At 69.3% G+C, this 17969-nt stretch carries 21 protein-coding genes; 8 read left to right on the forward strand and 13 right to left on the reverse strand.

Annotated features, from left to right (window positions below; all coding sequences use genetic code 11):
* Positions 1-17: 17 nt before the first annotated feature.
* The gene (locus FNH21_RS04880; RefSeq protein ID WP_191931624.1) at positions 18-902 is read left to right on the forward strand and encodes a 1,4-dihydroxy-2-naphthoate polyprenyltransferase; all 885 of its coding nucleotides are present in this window, start codon (positions 18-20) and stop codon (positions 900-902) included.
* A 38-nt stretch (positions 903-940) separates the two neighbouring features.
* On the opposite strand, the gene FNH21_RS04885 is transcribed toward FNH21_RS04880, so the two are convergent.
* Positions 941-1237, reverse strand: a complete 297-nt coding sequence (locus FNH21_RS04885; RefSeq protein WP_191931625.1) for a DUF4229 domain-containing protein — start codon at positions 1235-1237, stop codon at positions 941-943.
* Between the two features lie 30 nt (positions 1238-1267).
* On the opposite strand from FNH21_RS04885, the gene FNH21_RS04890 reads away from it, so the two are divergent.
* On the forward strand, positions 1268-1714 hold the full coding sequence (locus tag FNH21_RS04890; RefSeq protein WP_152812698.1) for a PLD nuclease N-terminal domain-containing protein: 447 nt from the start codon (positions 1268-1270) through the stop codon (positions 1712-1714).
* Positions 1715-2081: 367 nt separating this feature from the next.
* On the opposite strand, the gene ccsB is transcribed toward FNH21_RS04890, so the two are convergent.
* The 5 genes from ccsB to FNH21_RS04915 form a co-directional block, all read right to left on the reverse strand.
* Positions 2082-3116, reverse strand: a complete 1035-nt coding sequence (gene ccsB / locus FNH21_RS04895; RefSeq protein ID WP_152812700.1) for a c-type cytochrome biogenesis protein CcsB — start codon at positions 3114-3116, stop codon at positions 2082-2084.
* Positions 3116-4846, reverse strand: coding sequence for a cytochrome c biogenesis protein ResB (gene resB / locus FNH21_RS04900; RefSeq protein ID WP_422108745.1), 1731 nt, complete (start codon positions 4844-4846; stop codon positions 3116-3118). Before resB ends, ccsB begins: the two co-directional genes overlap by 1 nt.
* 55 nt (positions 4847-4901) lie before the next feature.
* Positions 4902-5705 (reverse strand): cytochrome c biogenesis CcdA family protein, encoded by an 804-nt coding sequence (locus FNH21_RS04905; RefSeq protein WP_152814046.1) that lies wholly within the window; start codon positions 5703-5705, stop codon positions 4902-4904.
* A 33-nt stretch (positions 5706-5738) separates the two neighbouring features.
* On the reverse strand, positions 5739-6308 hold the full coding sequence (locus tag FNH21_RS04910) for a TlpA family protein disulfide reductase (RefSeq protein WP_152814048.1): 570 nt from the start codon (positions 6306-6308) through the stop codon (positions 5739-5741).
* A 90-nt stretch (positions 6309-6398) separates the two neighbouring features.
* Positions 6399-7070: a histidine phosphatase family protein gene (locus tag FNH21_RS04915; protein WP_152812702.1), complete on the reverse strand. Its 672-nt coding sequence runs from the start codon at positions 7068-7070 to the stop codon at positions 6399-6401.
* A 171-nt stretch (positions 7071-7241) separates the two neighbouring features.
* Between FNH21_RS04915 and FNH21_RS04920 the strand changes: the two genes are divergently transcribed.
* Entirely contained in the window at positions 7242-7799 is a 558-nt protein-coding gene (locus FNH21_RS04920) for a YceI family protein (RefSeq protein ID WP_152812704.1), read from the forward strand.
* A gap of 288 nt (positions 7800-8087) precedes the next feature.
* Positions 8088-8759, forward strand: coding sequence for a hypothetical protein (locus FNH21_RS04925; RefSeq protein ID WP_152812707.1), 672 nt, complete (start codon positions 8088-8090; stop codon positions 8757-8759).
* Positions 8760-8775: 16 nt separating this feature from the next.
* Here FNH21_RS04925 and FNH21_RS04930 read toward each other — a convergent pair whose 3' ends face one another.
* Positions 8776-9462 carry a redox-sensing transcriptional repressor Rex gene (locus tag FNH21_RS04930; RefSeq protein ID WP_152812709.1) on the reverse strand — a complete coding sequence of 229 codons (687 nt, stop codon included), beginning with the start codon at positions 9460-9462 and terminating at the stop codon, positions 8776-8778.
* Positions 9463-9680: 218 nt separating this feature from the next.
* Entirely contained in the window at positions 9681-9944 is a 264-nt protein-coding gene (locus tag FNH21_RS04935) for a glutaredoxin family protein (protein WP_152812711.1), read from the reverse strand.
* Positions 9945-10004: 60 nt separating this feature from the next.
* Between FNH21_RS04935 and FNH21_RS04940 the strand changes: the two genes are divergently transcribed.
* Entirely contained in the window at positions 10005-10817 is an 813-nt protein-coding gene (locus FNH21_RS04940; protein ID WP_152812713.1) for an HAD family hydrolase, read from the forward strand.
* A 267-nt stretch (positions 10818-11084) separates the two neighbouring features.
* Here FNH21_RS04940 and FNH21_RS04945 read toward each other — a convergent pair whose 3' ends face one another.
* The 4 genes from FNH21_RS04945 to FNH21_RS04960 all read right to left on the reverse strand — a co-directional run bounded on the left by FNH21_RS04945 (position 11085) and on the right by FNH21_RS04960 (position 13626).
* On the reverse strand, positions 11085-11183 hold the full coding sequence (locus FNH21_RS04945) for a 30S ribosomal protein bS22 (RefSeq protein ID WP_003792170.1): 99 nt from the start codon (positions 11181-11183) through the stop codon (positions 11085-11087).
* Positions 11184-11390: 207 nt separating this feature from the next.
* Positions 11391-11603, reverse strand: coding sequence for a helix-turn-helix domain-containing protein (locus tag FNH21_RS04950; protein WP_152812715.1), 213 nt, complete (start codon positions 11601-11603; stop codon positions 11391-11393).
* Positions 11604-11854: 251 nt separating this feature from the next.
* Entirely contained in the window at positions 11855-12373 is a 519-nt protein-coding gene (locus FNH21_RS04955; RefSeq protein WP_152812717.1) for an ArsR/SmtB family transcription factor, read from the reverse strand.
* A 50-nt stretch (positions 12374-12423) separates the two neighbouring features.
* The gene (locus tag FNH21_RS04960; protein WP_241742730.1) at positions 12424-13626 is read right to left on the reverse strand and encodes an acetoin utilization protein AcuC; all 1203 of its coding nucleotides are present in this window, start codon (positions 13624-13626) and stop codon (positions 12424-12426) included.
* A gap of 128 nt (positions 13627-13754) precedes the next feature.
* Here FNH21_RS04960 and FNH21_RS04965 point away from each other — a divergent pair, with 128 nt between their 5' ends.
* From FNH21_RS04965 to FNH21_RS04975, 3 genes are read left to right on the forward strand one after another with little or no spacing between them, the layout of a single operon-like run.
* Positions 13755-15167, forward strand: a complete 1413-nt coding sequence (locus FNH21_RS04965) for a TrkH family potassium uptake protein (RefSeq protein WP_152812719.1) — start codon at positions 13755-13757, stop codon at positions 15165-15167.
* Positions 15160-15828 (forward strand): potassium channel family protein, encoded by a 669-nt coding sequence (locus FNH21_RS04970; protein ID WP_055767514.1) that lies wholly within the window; start codon positions 15160-15162, stop codon positions 15826-15828. Before FNH21_RS04965 ends, FNH21_RS04970 begins: the two co-directional genes overlap by 8 nt.
* 46 nt (positions 15829-15874) lie before the next feature.
* On the forward strand, positions 15875-17062 hold the full coding sequence (locus FNH21_RS04975; RefSeq protein WP_206687026.1) for a glycosyltransferase 87 family protein: 1188 nt from the start codon (positions 15875-15877) through the stop codon (positions 17060-17062).
* Here the strand turns inward: FNH21_RS04975 and proC are convergent.
* Complete coding sequence (proC, locus tag FNH21_RS04980; RefSeq protein ID WP_152812722.1) at positions 17028-17885, reverse strand: pyrroline-5-carboxylate reductase; 858 nt, start codon at positions 17883-17885, stop codon at positions 17028-17030. The genes FNH21_RS04975 and proC overlap by 35 nt on opposite strands.
* Between the last annotated feature and the right edge of the window lie 84 nt (positions 17886-17969).

The following is a 17969-nucleotide window of genomic DNA, read 5'->3' on the forward strand; positions in this document are numbered from 1 at the left end:
ACCAGAAGGACCTCCCCGTGGCGACTGCCGCTCAGTGGCTCGAAGGAGCCCGCCCCCGAACCCTGCCGATGGCGTTCGCCCCGGTGATCATCGGCAGCGCGGCGGCCTTCGGGCTCGGCGGGTTCAAGCCCGTCAACGCCGTGCTGGCGGCGATCGTCTCCGTGCTGCTGCAGGTCGGCGTGAACTACGCCAACGACTACTCGGACGGCATCCGCGGGACCGACGACGAGCGCGTGGGGCCTCTCCGCCTCACCGGCTCCGGCGTAGCAGAGCCGCGGCAGGTGAAGCGGGCGGCCTTCGCGGCGTTCGGCGTCGCGATGCTGGCGGGCCTCGCCCTGATCGTCCTGTCCCAGGCCTGGATACTCCTGCTGGTCGGCGTGGGCTGCATCGCGGCGGCGTGGGGCTACACCGGCGGCAGGAACCCGTACGGCTACCTGGGGCTCGGTGACGTCTTCGTCTTCGTGTTCTTCGGGCTCGTCGCCACCCTCGGCACCACGTACACGCAGGCCGACCAGCTCTCCGCACCGGCATGGATCGGCGCCGTCTGCACCGGGCTGATCGCCACGGCGCTCCTCATGGCCAACAATGTCCGCGACATCCCCACGGACAGCGTGGTGGGCAAACGGACCCTGGCGGTGCGGCTGGGCGACACCGCCGCCCGCATCAGCTACGTCATGATGCTGGCGGCAGCCGTCCTGCTGCCCTTGTCGCTCAGTTACGACTACCCGTGGGTGCTGCTGGTGCTCCTGCTCATCCCGGCCTGCCTCATGCCCAGCTGGCTGATGCTGAAGGGGAAGAAGCGCAAGAGCCTGATCCCGGTCCTGAAGCAGACGGGCCTGATCAACCTCGCCTTCAGCATCCTGTTCGGCGCCGGCATCGTCATCACCACGGCGCTCGCCTAGCTCCGGAGGTCCTGGCGGGTCCTCCTGCGCGGGTCCTGCTAGGCGCGGGGCTTGCGGTCGGAGTTGACCGGCGTATTGGGGTCCAGTGCGTCCTCCGCGGCCGCGTCGTCGAGCTCGACGGCGGTGCGCACAGGTGGTGCCCCCGGCGTGAACCGACGCTGGAGCGTCGCTGCCGCGGCGTCCCGGAGGTCGCGGGCGAAGAGGTAGGTCAGGCACCAGGCGAGGACCGCGGCGACCACGGCGGAGAAGAACAGTCCGAGGCCCAGCAGCACGCAGGCCACGTAGAACACGACGATCAGCAGGAGGCGCAGGGCGCTGAATTTGAGGAAGGCCACGCTCCAAGTTTACTCGCCTACAATTGGCGCATGCCTCGCCTCCTGCTGTTCGCCGCGATCCTCGGGGTCGCCGTCATCATCTACGCGCTCATCGATTGCGTGATGAGCCGCAAACACGAGGTACGCAGCATCTCCAAGACCGCGTGGTTCATCACGATCCTCGTCCTGCCTCTCATCGGAGCCGGCATGTGGTTCCTCCTCGGCCGGCCGCGCAACGACGGCCCGTCCGGTCCGCGCCGGCCCGCACCGCGCAAGCCCACCGCACCCGATGACGATCCCGCCTTCCTCCAGAACCTCGAGGCACAGCGGCGGCAGCAGGCGCGCGAGCAGGAACGCCGACGGCGTGAGCAGGAGCAGAAGGATCTCGACGCGAAGGCACGCGAGCGGGAAGCCCGGAGCCCTGCCGAGGACGGCAAGGCCGACGGCGAGGGGAACGACGACGCCGGATCCGGCCCCGCGGGAGCACACCGCCCCTAGCGGGCCTTCGGCGGGCCCCCATCGCCCATATCGGACGTCCCGAGGGCGTTCATCGCCCGTCGCGGTCCGTTCGAAGGATTCTCAGCGCCGCGTCCGGCCCTTCCAGGGACGTCCGGTGTCAGTAGTGGCTACCCAAGCGGCCGATCGTGCGCTACATGCCTCCCACCCTCCATCAGGACCTCCGCGCCGGGTCCCTCACACCCTTCACGGGGATGACGTGCGATGGTTCGAACCCTCCCCACGTGCGGAGCCCTCCGGCGGGCAGATCAGCACCTGCAGCTCCCCGAGTGCCAGGCACGCAATACAACGGGACACGGAGAAGCCCCGCGGTCGTGACCGCGGGGCTTCGTCGTGGGGCCCGCTGCTCCTAGACGCCGGAGTAGCTGTGCAGGCCCGAGAAGTAGATGTTCACGATCGTGAAGTTGAAGACGATGCAGAGGTACCCGACGATCGAGAGCCAGGCGGCGCGCGTACCCGTCCAGCCCCTGGTGGCGCGAGCGTGCAGGTAGCCGGCGTAGACGGTCCAGATCACGAAGGTCCAGACCTCCTTGGTGTCCCAGCCCCAGTAGCGGCCCCAGGCCTGCTCCGCCCAGATGGCGCCGGCCATGAGGGTGAAGGTCCAGCCGACGAACGCGATCGCGTTCAGGCGGTAGGACAGGTTCTCGAGGCTGAGGGCCGAGGGCACCAGGCGGAGGAACTTCGCGGTGTCGACCTTGCCCGCGAGGAGCTTCGCCTCCCGGCTGGTCTGCAGAAGCTGCAGGACGGACATCGCGAAGGTGATGGTGAACAGGGCCGAGGACGCGACGGCGATGGACACGTGCACGATCAGCCAGTAGCTCTGCAGGGCCGGGATCAGGCGGGCGACGGGCGTGGGGAAGCCGACCGTGGCGGCGCACAGCATGATCACGACGAGGCCCACCACGAAGGAGCCCACGAAGCGGAGGTCCTTGCGGGTGAGGGTGATGAGGAAGATGGCCGCGACGAGGAAGGCACCCGTGGTGCAGAACTCGTACATGTTGCCCCAGGGCACGCGGTTCGCGGCGACACCACGGCTCACGACGGCAGCGCCGTGGATCACGGCCGCGAGGATCGTCAGCGACACGGCGATCCGCGCCGTCCCGCGCCGGGGGCCGGCGCCGTAGTCCATGGAGTCGTCCGCGGTCGAGCGGGCCGCCGGGGTGGACCCCGCTGCCGACGCCCCGCCCCGTGCCCCGACGCCGGCGAGTGCACGCTCGGGCGCACCCTGCTGGCTCGCGAGCCGCGACTCGATCGTGCCGATGGTCGTGCTGGACCGGACGAGGTCCAGCACGAAGAAGATCAGGGCCACCACATAGGCGATGGAGGCCAGCAGCATGAGGAGCTCGCTGATCTGCCCGAGCTCGGCGTTGACTGGTTGTGGCATCAGTTGTCCTTCGTCGTGTGGTGCGAATTCCCCGTGCCGGCTGCCGATGTCCCGGCCTCCTGCAATGTATCTTCCTCCGCGGCACCCTCGGGTGCCAGCCAGCGGTCGGCCAGCAGCTTCTCGACGGCCTCGCCCTCGGCAGGCAGTCGGTGGTCCTCGCCGCGGGCGAGCAGACCGTACTCGAGCATGATGCGCCCGTCGGGATGCTCGCCCGTTCGGACCCAGAGCCTGCGCCGGCCGATGAACAGGGACGCCGTCAGGCCCAGAAGCGCGAGCGTCGAGAAGACGAGTGCTCCGACCTCCCCCGGGTCGTGGTGGATGTCCAGCGCCACGTAGCGCTTCAGTCCGTCGAAGGTGACCGAGCCCTTGCCCTCGGGCAGGTCGTAGGTCTGGCCGACCCCGAGCACGATCCCGCCGTCGTCGTTGGTGCGGCTGTTGAGCTCGGTCAGGTTCTCCGTGTCGAGGACGTAGACGTTCTCGGGCGTGCCGTCGTCGAGCCCCAGGTCCCCGTAGTAGGAGTTGAGGTTCAGCTGCGGGTTGAAGGGATCAGGATCCCTCGAGAAGGAGACGCCCTGCTCGTCGACGAAGGCGGTGGGGAGGAAGAATCCGACGAAGCCGAGCTGGTCCGGCTTCGCGTCGGGCGCCTTGATGACGATCAGCGAGGTGTAGAGACCGTCGGACGGTACCGAGACGACGGGCCCCTCGGAGGCGATGTTGCCCTCGCCGTCGCGCACCGTCACGACCGGCGCATACCCGTTGCCGACCAGATAGACGTTGGTGCCGCCGATGGTCACCGGCGCATTGACCTTGAGGACCTGTGGCTCCTCGTCGGCGCCCGGCCCCTCCTGCGTGGTGATGTTCGCCGTGAAGTCCAGGGGCTGGCCGTAGTGGCTGGTCTGCTCGCGGTCGAAGCGTACGTCGAAGGAGTCGAGGCGGATCGAGAAGGGATCGAGCCGGTCGTCGGAGAAGTTCGATCCGGGGTTGAAGCTGTCGTACCCGATCAGGGTGTTGACGAAGCTGTCGCCCTCGACGATCACCTTCTGGCCGTTGTAGCCGAACAGCCCTCCGACCGCCACGGAGACGAGCACGCCGATGAGCGAGGTGTGGAAGACGAGGTTGCCGAACTCCTTCGCGAGTCCGCGCTCCGCACCCACCGAGGGACGGTCCGTGCCGGCGTCGCGCACGTCCACCCGGTATCCGCGCTTCTTCAGCAGGGCTGCGGCCTCCTCGGCAGCGGCCGACGGCGTGAGCCCGGCCGCGCGTGCCCGAGGGGCGGGGACCTCGAGCGTGCCGTAGACGGGCAGTCGCGAGAGCCGTTTGGGCGTCCTCGGGGGCGTGGAGCGCACAGCCCTGAAGTGCGCCCGTGCCCGGGGGACCACGCAGCCGATGAGCGAGATGAAGAGCAGGAGGTAGATCGCGGAGAACCAGACGGACGAGTAGACGTCGAAGAGCTGGAACCAGTCCAGCACCGGGCCCGTGTCCGGATTGTTCTGGATGTACTGCGTGACGACCGCGGGATTCGCAGGGCGCTGCGGGAAGAGCGAACCGGGCACCGCCGCGACGGCGAGGAACAGGAGGAGGAACAGCGCGGTGCGCATGCTGGTCAGCTGCGTCCAGGCCCACCGCAGGGTGCCGAGGAAGCCGAGGGAGGGCAGGACGACGTCGGATTGGCCGCCGCCGGCCGTGCCCCTCGTGTCCTCGGAGATGTCCTGCGAGATGTCCTGCTTCACAGTGCCCTTCCCGTCCGTGCTTCGTCCTCGTGGCTGTTACCGGCGCGTGGGGTCGTCATATCGGCAGCACCACATTCCCGATCACCAGGTCCTGCAGCCGGGTGATCCAGATGTTCCACAGACCCGTCACCATCAGCACGCCGACGAGCACGAGCATGCCGCCTCCGGTGCGCTGCAGCAGCAGGCGGTGCCTGCGGAAGAACGCGAGTGCCCCCATGCCGCGCCGGACGCCGAGTGCGATCAGGAGGAACGGGAGCCCGAGTCCGAGGCAGTAGACGAAGGTCAGCAGGGCACCCTTGAGCGCCGTCGCGTCATTGCCCGAGATGGCCAGGAGCTGGACCGCTCCGAGCGTGGGGCCGATGCACGGCGCCCACCCGAGCCCGAACGTCACGCCGAGCAGCGGGGCTCCCAGCAGGCCGGCGGGCACCTTCGCGTGCACGCGGCTCTCGCGCTGGAACCAGGACAACCCGCCCATGAAGACGACGCCCAGGAGGATTACGACGACGCCGAACACCTGGATGAGCCAGCCCTGGGAGACGCGCAGGAAGGCCCCGAGCTGGCCGAAGAGCGCCCCGTAGGCCATGAACACGACGGAGAACCCGAGCACGAACAGTCCGATCCCGGCGAACATCCGGCCGCGCCGCTGCTTCTCGAGGTCCACCCCGGTGAGACCCGTGACGTAGCCGAGGTAGCCGGGGACGAGCGGAAGGACACAGGGTGAGGCGAAGGAGACGAGCCCGGCCAGCAGGGCGACCGGCAGCGCGAGGAGCATGGACCCGCTGAGCACGGCATCGGCGAACGCGTTCCCCGCGACGAGGGGAACGGAGGTGGAGAGGTGACCCGCCTCGGGCAGGACCATCGAGGTGATCATCGGCGCGGTGCGCGCACGGCGCTACTCCGCGAGCGCATCGGTGATCAGCGCCTTCAACGTGCTGCGGTCCGCGAGGCCGAGGATGCGTGCGGACACGCGCCCCTCCTTGTCGAGCACGAGGGTGGTCGGCACGGCCTGCGGGGGGACGTACTGCGTCATGTCCAGCAGGACGCCGCCGTCCTTGTCGTCGAAGCTCTCGTACGGGATGTCGAAACTGCGCTCGAAGGCCTCGGCGGTCGCCTGCTCATCGCGGATGTTCACCCCGTGGAAGACCGCGCCCTGCGGCGCGTACTCGTCGTGCAGCGAGACGAGGTCGGGTGCCTCCTCGCGACAGGGCGCGCACGAGGCGTACCAGAAGTTGAGGACGGCGACCTGGCCGGCCCAGTCGGAACTGGAGACCGCCGTCCCGTCGAAGAGGGTGCCGTCGATGGCGACGGGCTCGCCCCGGACCGTCGGGTCGTACTCCGTGACGGAGCCGTCACCGGCGATGTAGTTCTTGCCGTCTCCCGCATCGGCCTGCTGGGCCAGGGGATCGTCCGCGGCGCACGAGGTCACCACGAGGGAGACCGGCACGGTGAAGGCCAGCGCCATGCCCAGCCTGAGCAGCAGGTGACGCCTGGTGGAGCGGACGAGTGTGGTCACGGCTTCTTCCGTTGATTTCTACGACGTGTAGTAATTCTATTACGCCCCGGGGACATTCGCGGCACCGGGCAGGAGGTCCGCGCAGGGCTCGGCGTACCGGACCCGCCGGATGACGTCACCCTCGAAGTCGATCGAGGTCACCGAGGTCAGCGTGCACTCGCGCTGGCGCGGATCGTGCCAGAGACGGCGGCGCTCGGCCGCGAGTCGCGTGACCCAGATGGGCAGCTGGTGGCTCACCAGGATGGCCTCGGCCGGGGCCTCGGACGCACCGCCCAGCTCGACGGCGCGGCGCCGTGCGTCCTGCACGCCCCTCATGACCCGCTCCGCCTGCTCGCTGTACGGCTCGCCCCAAGACGGACGGAACGGGTTGACGAGCAGCGGCCAGTACCGGGGCTGGCGGAGGCGGCTCTTGATCCTCGACATCCCCTCGAAGCGGTTGTCCGCCTCGATGATGCGCTCGTCCGTGGAGATCTCGAGATCGAGGGCCTCGGCGACGGGCTGCGCCGTCTCCTGCGCACGGGTCAGGGGAGAGGCCACCAGCAGGACGATGTTCGCGCCGTCGTCCCGTCGCTGCGCGAAGTGACCGGCCATCTGGGACGCCATGCGCCGCCCGAGCTCGGAGAGGTGGAACTCGGGGAGCCTGCCGTAGAGGACGCCCTCCGGATTGTGGACCTCACCATGGCGCACCAGGTGGACGGTTGATCTCTGCATGCCCCCAGTTTCCCGCATGCCACCGCGTCACGGCCAATCGCCGACGAGGAGGCGCAGGGCGCTCTCGTGATCAGTTGGTTGAAGACTTGAGCGATGTGTGGAATAAAACATGCAAACGCATGCTTTTCCATCTCGTAAGCATTCGCCATCCCTCTTCTCCAGGAGATCATCATGACCGTTCCCACAGGCCTCACCTCCGGCACCTGGTCCTTCGACCCCGCGCACAGCGAGGTCGGCTTCAGTGTCCGCCACGCCGGCATCAGCAAGGTCCGAGGCTCCTTCAAGGATGTCGACGCCTCCCTCGCCGTCGGCTCCTCCCTCGAGGACTCCGCCATCACCGTCACCATCAAGACCGCCTCCTTCAGCTCGGGCGACGAGAACCGCGACGGCCACGTCAAGAGTGCCGACTTCTTCGACGTCGAGCAGTTCCCGGAGATGACCTTCGTCTCGACGTCGCACGCCGGCTCGGGCGAGAGCTACACCATCACCGGTGACCTCACCATCCGCGGCATCACCAAGTCCGTGGTCCTGGAGGCCGACTTCAACGGCGTCGCCGTCGATCCCTTCGGCACCACCCGCGCCGGCGTCTCGGCGTCCACGACCATCTCCCGCAAGGACTTCGGCCTGACCTGGAACGCCGCGCTCGAAGCCGGCGGCGTCCTCGTCGGTGACAAGGTGACCATCAGCATCGAAGCGGAGTTCGTCGCTCCCGTCGCCGCGACGGTCTGACCCGACTCTCCTCCCCGCCGCCGCACCGCCCGACGGCCGGCGTCGTCCCCCGACGACGCCGGCCGTCGGCGTCCCACAGGCTTCCCGCGGTGGACCCGGCGGACGTGGCGAGCCCCCGTGACCGGCCCGCACGTCCGCGCCCGCGTCGGACGCCGTCGGCCTGTCACCCTCGCGGGGGACCTACTAGGCTGGCGGAAGACCGCACCGGCGGCGGGGACGTCCATGGGGGCACCGGCGCCGATCCTGCGGATCCAGGACAGCCACGCACTGCACACGGAGGACGCCGCGATGAGTACGCCACACAATGACCAGGGCCCGGGGAACAACGCGCAGGGCTGGAACCCGCCCGGAGGCGCGAGCCAGGACGGCCGCCAAGCCGGGCAACAGTACGGGCAACAGTACGGGCAGCAGGACAGCTCAGGGCCCTACGGCTACCAGCCCGCCCAACCCTCGAGCTACGCCTACCCGACCTCCGGGAACATCGCGGACGGCTCGGACGCGCCCGGGAAGGGCCCGGCCCCCAAAGAGGTCATGCGGGCGTACTACCTGATCCTGGCCGCCGGAGTCGCCTACCTCGTCTCCTCGATCACCTCGGCGCTGCTGATCGACATGCCCGAGATGGCCGGCGGCTCGTTCGGGGTCGGGATCAGGCTGGTCTTCGCCGTGGTGTTCGCGGCCGTCTACGTGGTCCTGGCGCTGTTCATCCGCCGGGGACAGAACTGGGCACGCATCACCGCGACCGTCCTGGCCGCGCTGAACGTGGTGTCCACGGTCGGGTCGCTCCTGCTCCTGCCGATCATCAACCAGGCCGCGGAGGCCAGCGGGACCGTCGTCCCCGAGACGCCCGTGATCTCGACGGCGCTCGGCCTCCTCGTCATGCTGCTCGGCGTGGCCGGCGTCGTCATGACCTACCTGAAGCCCGCGCGGCCCTACTTCGCGCCGCAGCGACTCGGGTACTGACCGCCCCGACCTGCGACTACTGGGCGCGGGAGATCGGACCGAGGTCCGGCTCCTGCGCCCTCTGCGCGTGGTAGGCGAGGATCTGCAGCTCGGTGGACATGTCGACCTTGCGCAGCTGCACGTGCGACGGGACCTGCAGCACCACCGGGGCGAAGCTCAGGATGCTGGAGATGCCGGCCGCCACCAGCCGGTCGCACAGTTCCTGGGCGACGGACCCGGGCACGGAGAGCACGGCCATGTTGGTACGGGTCCGCTCCAGGACCGTCTCGAGGTCGTCCACGGCACTGACCCGGAGATATCCGACCTCCGCTCCGACGACGAGCTGGTCGGCGTCGAACAGCGCCACGATCTCGAAGCCGCGCGAGACGAAGCCCGAATAGCCGGCCAGCGCCCGGCCGAGATTACCGGCGCCGATGATGGCCACCCGCCAGTCGAGCGTCAGCCCGAGGGCGATGGAGATCTGCCGGTTGAGGTACTGCACGTCGTAGCCGACGCCGCGCGTGCCGTAGGAGCCGAGGTAGGACAGGTCCTTGCGGAGCATCGGCGAGTTGACCCCCGCGGCGTCCGCCAGCTCCTCCGAGGAGACACGCTCGATCCCCTCGCCGAGCAGCGTGTTGAGCGCCCTCAGGTAGATGGTGAGGCGCGCCACCGAGGCGGGAGGGATATGGCGCACCGGATCGCCCACGGGGTGGAGGCCTGGCATGTCCGGTGGTGTCACAGTGTGCGGCTCCGTTGCTAGCGCCGCCGCACCCCGGCGGAGGACGGCGGATCCTGGACCCTCGACGGCGGGGGCGGAAGTATCACCACTTTATGCCGAGCGCGCAGGGCCACCAAGCCCACCGTCGCCCGACACCCCCGGACAGCCCGGCCGTGGCTCGGCGGAGGTCCGGAGGAGCTCGGCGGGCACCGTTCGTCGTCACCTCAACCGCCGGAGAGCAGCCTCCGCAGCCTCGCCTCGTCGATGGACCAGAAATCGCGCTGCACCCCGTCGATGAACAGCACCGGCAGTTCCTCCGCGAAGCGGGCTCCTGCCGCGGGAGCCTCGGTGACGGAGACCTCCTGCCACTCGAGCCCCAGCTCCTGCACGACGCGGGCCACGACGAGCCGGGCGTCCTCGCAGAGATGGCACGCCGGACGGGTCAGGAGGACGGTGCCGGTCGCGGGGATCTCCGCCGATGCTTCCATCACTCCACCGTACTGCCGGGTGACGTCGGGGGCAGCGGGACGACGAACTACACTCGGAGCATGCCGGACGCCGCTCGGGGCACGCAGCCCATGCCAGGGCCTCCGGCGACCGTCCAGGGCGAGGCCGCCTTCTTCGACGTGGACAATACCCTGATGCGCGGTGCGAGCCTCTTCCACGTCGGCCGGAAGATGTACCAGCGCAAGGCGTTCACCCTGCGCTTCGCCGCCGGCCTCGCGTGGAAGCAACTCCGTTTCATCATGCGGGGCGAGACCATGACGGACGTCAACTCGGTGCGGGACGCCGCCCTCGCCTTCGCCATCGGCATCGCCCACGAGGACATCCTCGCCCTCGGCGAAGAGGTGTACGACGAGATGATCGCCTCCAAGATCTGGCCCGGCGCACGCGCCCTCACCGAACACCACCTGTCCGCGAACCGCCAGGTCTGGCTCGTCACGGGGACGCCGGTCGAGGTGGCCGCGGTCATCTCGAGCAGGCTGGGCCTGACGGGCGCCCTCGGGACCGTCGGCGAAGTGGCCGACGGTCTCTACACAGGGAAGCTGGTGGGCGAGTTCCTCCACGGACCCGCGAAAGCCGTCGCCGTCCTCGACCTCGCGGAACGGGAGAACCTCGATCTCTCGCGCTGCTGGGGGTACAGCGACTCCTACAACGACATCCCGCTGCTGACCGCCGTCGGCCATCCCGTGGCCATCAACCCGGATGGCAGGCTGCGCCGCCACGCCCGCGCGAACAACTGGCCCGTCTACGACTTCCGGAGCGGACGGCGCGCCGCGACGCTCGGGCTGCGGGCGGCGACGGTCGCGGGATCGGTCTACGGCCTCTGGCGGGGCTTCTCCCGCTTCCGGAGCCGCTGACGCCGAGCGGCTCAGGTCGCCGACCCCGCGGTCGCGACACCGCTCTGCATCCGGCGGCGGGTGAGCGGTGGCCGACGAGCGACCCCGGACCGTGACCGATCTCCAATCTCCGGTGGCCGACGAGCGACCCCGATCTCCTGCCGCCGATCTCGGACCTCCGGTGGCCGGTGATCGATCCCGGCCGTCCCCGGGAACGACGACGGCCCGGCACCCCACGAGGGTGGGATTCCGGGCCGTTCGGCAGACCTCGGCGCTGGGCCGGGCTGTCTACTTCTTGTTGCGGCGCTGGTGGCGCGTCTTGCGCAGCAGCTTGCGGTGCTTCTTCTTGGCCATACGCTTGCGGCGCTTCTTGATTACTGAACCCATAGAGTCCTCACAGACTGTTGTGGTGCCGGTCCCGCCCTCCGGCGACGTGCCAGGAGTCGGTACCGGGGTTGACGAAAGGCGTGTACCTGGTGGCAATCGCCCGGATGATGCACTGACTCGGACGGACCTGTGGCCGCCGAAAACGCTCCTTAACAGGGTACATCCGTTTGGTGGAGGGTCAGGACGGCCCGGCCGGGCAACGGTGGCTCAGGCGCTCTCGGACTGACCCTCCACCTGGGCCCGCTGGAGGAATTCCTCGACGGCCGACTCCGGAACACGGTATGAACGACCGAATTGCACGGCGGGCAGGTCCCCGGCGTGCACGAGCCGGTACACGGTCATCTTCGACACCCGCATGAGGTCGGCGACCTCCGCGACCGTCAAGAACTGCACATCCGAGAAGTTAATCCCGTCTGCCATCTCACCACTATTCCTTTGCATGGAGGTCCGTAACTCACCCTGAGACCGGCATCGAGAAAGACACCCCTGAGCGACTGATCGGCGTGTCGCCTTGAAGCATAAGGATTATCCGCCTAGGGGATCACTGTAGTGGCTGATGTGGCCAAAGTGAAAGGGCGCCCCGGAGCCCGTGCCCGCCGGCTCCGACCAGCCGTTCTCCCGCCGTTCTCCTGCCCTTCTTCAGCCTCGAAGCGCGGCGCGATCGCCCGACGCTACGAGGACGGATCGCGACGCCGGCGGAGCTGCGACAGGAGATCCGCGGCCCGCTCCGCCGCGCGTCCCATGGTCCGGCCGAGCTGCGCCCTCGAACCGTCCGCCTCGGCGAGCGGGTCCGGTCCGGCGAGGACCGCGGCGGCCAGGACGGCGTCCTGTGCCTGACCCTCCCCGGCCCGGCCCTGCCCCGGCTGCGTGCCGAGCGCTTCGACGAGATCCTCCACCGTCGGCGCCTCCGCCTCCGCCTCGGCGAGCGGTCGTGGCTCCACGCCGTCGAGCCACTCCCTCACGAGGCCCAGTGGGGCGGTGTCGAGCGAGTAGAACCGCTTCTGCCCCTGGGCCCGCATGGAGACCAGTCCCGCCTCCCGGAGGACCTTGAGATGCTTCGATACGGTCGGCTGGCTCACGTGCAGCTCGACCACGAGCTCCCCCACCGCTTTGTCGCCGTCGCGCAGATGCTCGAGGATCTGTCTGCGCGTGCTCTCGGCGATGACAGCGAAAACATCATCGATACCCATCCGCCCACCCTAGCGATATATACGCCGGACGGCATCCTGCCGCGCGATGGTCAGTCGAACCAGGGGTCCAGCCCGTGGAGGGGGAAGACGGCCTTGCGCGTCGCCATGACGGTCCGGTCCAGCTCGTCGTCGGGGTCGTAGCCGATCTCCCAGGAGCGCCACCAGGTGTCGGCGCCGTCACCCATGAGGGGTGGCGCATCGACGCCGTGCCGTTCGAGCACGTAGTCCCGCCACGCCGCAGGGACGGGTGTCGCCGGGCCCATCGGAGCCCCCGCAGCGACGGCGACGAGGAGCGTCCACGACCGCGGGACCACGCTGGCGAGCGCGTACCCGCCCCCGCCGGTCGCGATCCAGCGGCCTCCGCAGAGCCGGTCCGCCAGGTCCCTGACTGCCAGCATGAGGATGTGCTGGGCATCGATGCTGACCCTCAGGTTCGTCAGGGGATCCTCGCGGTGGGAATCGCAGCCGTGCTGGCTGACGACCACGTCCGGAGCGAAGGCTCCGGCAAGCTGTGGGACCACTGCGTGGAAGGCCCGCAGGAGAGCGGCGTCTCCGGCCGTCGTCGGCAGTGCCACGTTCACCGCGGACCCCTCCGCGCCCGGCCCGCCGATCTCGTTCGCGAATCCCGTACCCGGGAACAGGCTCATCCCGGTCTCGTGGAGGGAGATCGTCAGGACCCGGGGATCGTCCCAGAAGATGCTCTCGGTGCCGTCCCCGTGGTGGGCGTCGACGTCGACGTAGAGGACGCGCTGCGCTCCGCGGTCGAGCAGTCGCTGGATGGAGGCGGCGGCGTCGTTGTAGATGCAGAAGCCGCTGGCCCGGGACCGCGCCGCGTGGTGCATCCCGCCACCGAAGTTGACGGCCCGGACGGCGCGGCCGCTCATGAGGGCGTCGGCGGCATCCAGGGACCCGCCGGCGAGCCGCGCGCTGGCCTCGTGCATGCCGCTGAACGCGGGGTTGTCCTCGGTGCCGATGCCGTGCGCGGCGTCAGATCGGTCCGGATTCCAGCTCAGGTCGCGGACGGCACGGATGTAGTCCTCGCTGTGGACCGTCGCGAGGTCCTCGTCGGAGGCGACGGACGGGGCGACCACCCGGACGCCGTCGAGGTCGAGCAGTCCGGAATCACCCAGGAGCCGGGCCGTCAGGTGCAGCCGCTCCGGGTTCATGGGGTGCTGCAGGCCGAAATCGTAGGCCAGCATGGCCTCGTCCCAGGCGACCTGCAGGGGTACCGCCGGACCGGTGTGCGTAGACATCCCTGCAAGGGTACGCGATGCCTGATCTTCCCACGACGGGGCGGAGTGAGATGCTTTACTACTGCAGGGGAGAATCAGGGGCAGCCGCTTCGGCGGAAGGACCGGCACACGGGGCAGAGCGGACGTCAATGGTAAGTCAACAGCCACGGTGGCTGAAGGACGATCGACGCGGGTACGTCAGGCTGCTGGCCTCGGTCCGCGACTTCGTCGACTCCTTCGCGAACAGCTCCCCCGCCCGGCTGGCGCTCTTCATCTTCACGGCGGTCATCCTCGTGTTCACCGCGCTGCTGAGCCTGCCGATGTCCTCGGCCACCGGAGAGGTCACGGCGCTGCACGACGCGTTCTTCACCGCGGTATCCGCCGTCTGCGTCACCGGCCTCACCGTCGTCTCGACCGCCACCCACTGGTCCTTCTTCGGGCAGCTGGTGATCCTCCTCGGCATCTTCATCGGCGGCCTCGGCACCCTGACCCTCGCGTCGCTCCTCGCGCTGATCGTGAGCAAGCGGCTCGGGGTGCGTGGGAAGCTCCTGGCCCAGGAGGCACTCAACAACGCCAGCCGGCTCGGCGAGATCGGCACGCTGCTGCGGATCGTCATCACCACCTCCGTGGTGATCGAGATCGTCCTGGCCATCGTGCTGATCCCCCGGTTCGTGATCCTCGGCGAGCCATGGTGGCAGGCGGTGTGGCACGGCGTCTTCTACTCCATCTCCGCCTTCAACAACGCCGGCTTCACCCCGCACAGTGACGGGCTGGTGCCGTACGAGACCGACCTCTGGATCCTCACGCCCCTGATGGTCGGCGTGTTCCTCGGCAGTCTCGGCTTCCCCGTGGTGATGGTGCTCGTCCAGGTGCGGCACCGTTTCCGCAAGTGGACGCTGCACGCGAAGCTGACCGTCTCCGTCTCCCTGATCCTGCTCGTCGCGGGCACCTTCGCCTGGGGCTTCCTCGAGTGGGAGAACGAACGCACCATCTCGAACCTGAGCGTCGCCGACAAGACGATCCACGCCCTGTTCGCCTCGGTGATGACGCGGTCCGGTGGCTTCAACCTCGTGGACCAGAACGACATGACGTCCACCACGATGCTGCTCACCGATGCCCTCATGTTCGCCGGCGGCGGCTCGGCCTCGACCGCGGGCGGGATCAAGGTGACCACCATCGCCGTCATGTTCCTCGCCATCGTCGCGGAGGCCCGCGGGGACAGCGATGTGAGGGCCTGGGGCCGCACCATCCCCTCGGGCGCCATGAGGGTGGCCATCTCCGTGATCTTCATGGGCGCCACCCTGGTGCTGATCGGCAGTGCGCTGATCCTCAGCATGACGGACGAGCCCCTGGACAAGGTGGTGTTCGAGGTCATCTCAGCGTTCGCGACCTGCGGCCTCAGTACGAACCTCAGTGCCGAACTCCCACCCGCCGGCAAGTACGTCCTGTCCGCCCTGATGTTCGCCGGGCGCATGGGAACCATCACGCTCGCCTCAGCCCTGGCGCTGAGGCAGCGCAGCACGCTCTACCGATACCCCGACGAGAGGCCGATCATTGGCTGAGAGACCCGCCCACAACGCCCCCGTCCTCGTGATCGGCCTCGGCCGGTTCGGTGCGGCGACCGCCGAGCAACTGGTCCGCCAGGGGCGCGAGGTCCTCGCCATCGAGCGGGATCCGCAACTCGTGCAGAAGTTCGCGAGCATCCTCACGCACGTCGTGGAGGCGGATGCCACGAACATCGATTCGCTGCGCCAGCTCGGCGCCCAGGAGTTCTCCGCGGCCGTCGTCGGGGTGGGCACGTCGATCGAGTCGAGCGTGCTCATCGCCGCGAACCTCGTGGACCTCGGGATCGACCACCTGTGGGTCAAGGCGATCACCCCCTCGCACGGCAAGATCCTGAAGCGCATCGGCGCGAACCATGTCATCTACCCCGAGGCCGACGCCGGGCAGCGCGCAGCGCACCTCGTGGGCGGACGGATGCTGGACTTCATCGAGTTCGACGACGGCTTCGCGATCGTGAAGATGTACCCGCCGAAGGAGACCCAGGGCTTCACGCTTGCGGAATCGGCGGTGCGCTCCAAGTACGGCGTCACCGTGGTCGGCGTGAAATCGCCGGGCGAGGACTTCACCTACGCCCGCCCGGACACGAAGGTCTCGGGCCGGGACATGCTGATCGTCTCGGGGCACGTGGACCTGCTCGAGCGCTTCGCCGGCCGGCCGTAGGGTGCCGGCACTCCAGACCCCGGCGCCACCGACGGCGTCCGGCAGGGTGGCCGCACTCAATGCTGCCGCCTGCGCCCTGGTGCTCGCCGTCGTCGTCCTCGCCGCGCAGATCCATGGCCTGGACCTCACGGTGTACCGGGAGGGTGCGCTCGCCCTGCTGGGCCGCGCGGGCGACAAGGAGCTGTACGACGACGTGCTGGTCCGGACGGACACCCGCGGGCTGCCCTTCACCTACCCGCCCTTCGCGGCGCTCCTCCTCATCCCCGTGGCACTCGTCCCCGAGGCCTGCGCCCTGGCACTCGTCACCGGGCTCTCCTGCATCTGCCTCGTGGGGGTGTCGGTCGTCGTCGTACGGTACCTGCGCTCCGCCGGTGTGTCCTGGAGCCGGCCGCCCCTGGCCCTGCCGGCGGTGGTACTCCTGATCGGCATCAGCGGACCGTGGCGGGAGGGCCTCGGCTTCGGGCAGGTCAACGCACTCCTGATGGTGCTGGTCCTCGCCGACCTGCTGCGCTCCACGCGGCTTCCCCCGGGGGTCCTGATCGGCATCGCCGCGGGGATCAAGCTGACGCCGCTCGCCTTCGGCCTGGTGTTCCTGGCCCGCCGCGACTGGCGCTCGCTCGCCTGGCTCACCGCCTCCTTCGGCTCCACGGTCGCGGTCGCCTGGCTGGTGGCACCCCGCGACTCGGCGATCTTCTGGCTGGGCGCGCTCTTCGACGCCTCCCGCGTGGGCGACACCGCGGACCTCTACAACGTGTCGCTCAACTCGATCGTCATGCAGTCCGGCCTTCCCGACGGCCTCCAGCGCCCGCTCTGGCTCCTTGCGTCGCTCGCCGTGATCGTGGCCGGCTACCGCGCCATCAGGCGTGCCGACGACGACGGCGACCTCCTGCGCGCGATCACCGCGAACGCCGTCGTGATGCTGGCGATCTCACCCATCTCCTGGTTCCACCACTGGGTGTGGATCGCCCTGCTGTTCCCGGTGGGTCTCGTGTTCGCGCGATCGCGGGCGGGAGTGACGCGCGTCGTGACGTGGATCCTGCTCGCGGTGCTCCTACCGGTGATGATGTTCTCCTCCATCACCGTCACCCTGACCCTCACGGGCACCGTGTCCGGTCAGGGGCCGCTGCCGCTGGCGATCTTCTCCGGCCTCGGCGTCGTGGTGCCGGTGGCCCTGCTGGCAGTCTGGTCCCTGCATCCGGTCAGGACGACGCCGGAGCAGCCAGTTCGCGCGTGATCTCGGCGGCGCGTGCCGTCGCCGCCCGCGCCCCGCTCGCGATGATCGACGGCAGCCCCATCGCCTCGAACGTCTCGATGGCGCTCTGCGTGGTGCCGTTGGGACTCGTGACGCCGCGCCGCAGTGCTGTGGCATCGGCGTCCTCCTCCGCCAGCATGAACCCTGCCCCGGCCACGGTCTCCCGGGCGATCAGCGCCGACAGGTCCGCGTCGAGTCCGAGCTCGACTCCCGCCGCCGCCATGGCCTCGGCGAGGTAGAAGGCGTAGGCCGGGCCGGAACCGCTGACGGCCGAGAGGGCGTCCACCTGGGACTCGGGGATCTCCACCACCGTGCCGGCAGCGGCCAGGAGCTCCCGCACCCTGCCCATGTGCTCCGGCGTCGACGCCGAGCCCGCAGAGATCGAGAGCACGCCCCTGCCCAGCCTCGACGGCGTGTTCGGCATCGAGCGGACCACGGCCTGGCCCTCGGACAGAGCGGCCTCGATCATGGCGAGCGAGACCGCGGCCGCGACACTGACGACGACGGCGGTCGGCTTCAGCGCCGCAGCGATCTCGCGGGCGAGCGGGACGATTCCCACGGGCTTCACCCCCAGGATGACGACGTCGGCTCCGCGCGCCGCGGCGGCGTTGGCGCCGTCGTCGTCACCCGTGGCGAGGACAGTGACGCCGTGCCGTGCACGGAGTTCCTCCGCCCGCGCCGACCGGCGGACCGTGGCGGTGACGCCTGCGGGGTCGGTGCCGGCAGCCAGGAGGCCGGCCAGGATGGACTCGTTCATGGATCCGCAGCCGAGGAAGGCGATGCGCGGTGAGGTGTCGGCAGTCATGCAGTCATCCTGCCACGAGGGGCTCACAGCCTACTCCCAGCGTCCTTGCCGTTGCAGCACAAGGACGCGTCCTAGAGTTACTGG

This window comes from Arthrobacter bussei, assembly GCF_009377195.2.
GTDB classification, from domain to species: Bacteria; Actinomycetota; Actinomycetes; order Actinomycetales; family Micrococcaceae; genus Arthrobacter_D; species Arthrobacter_D bussei.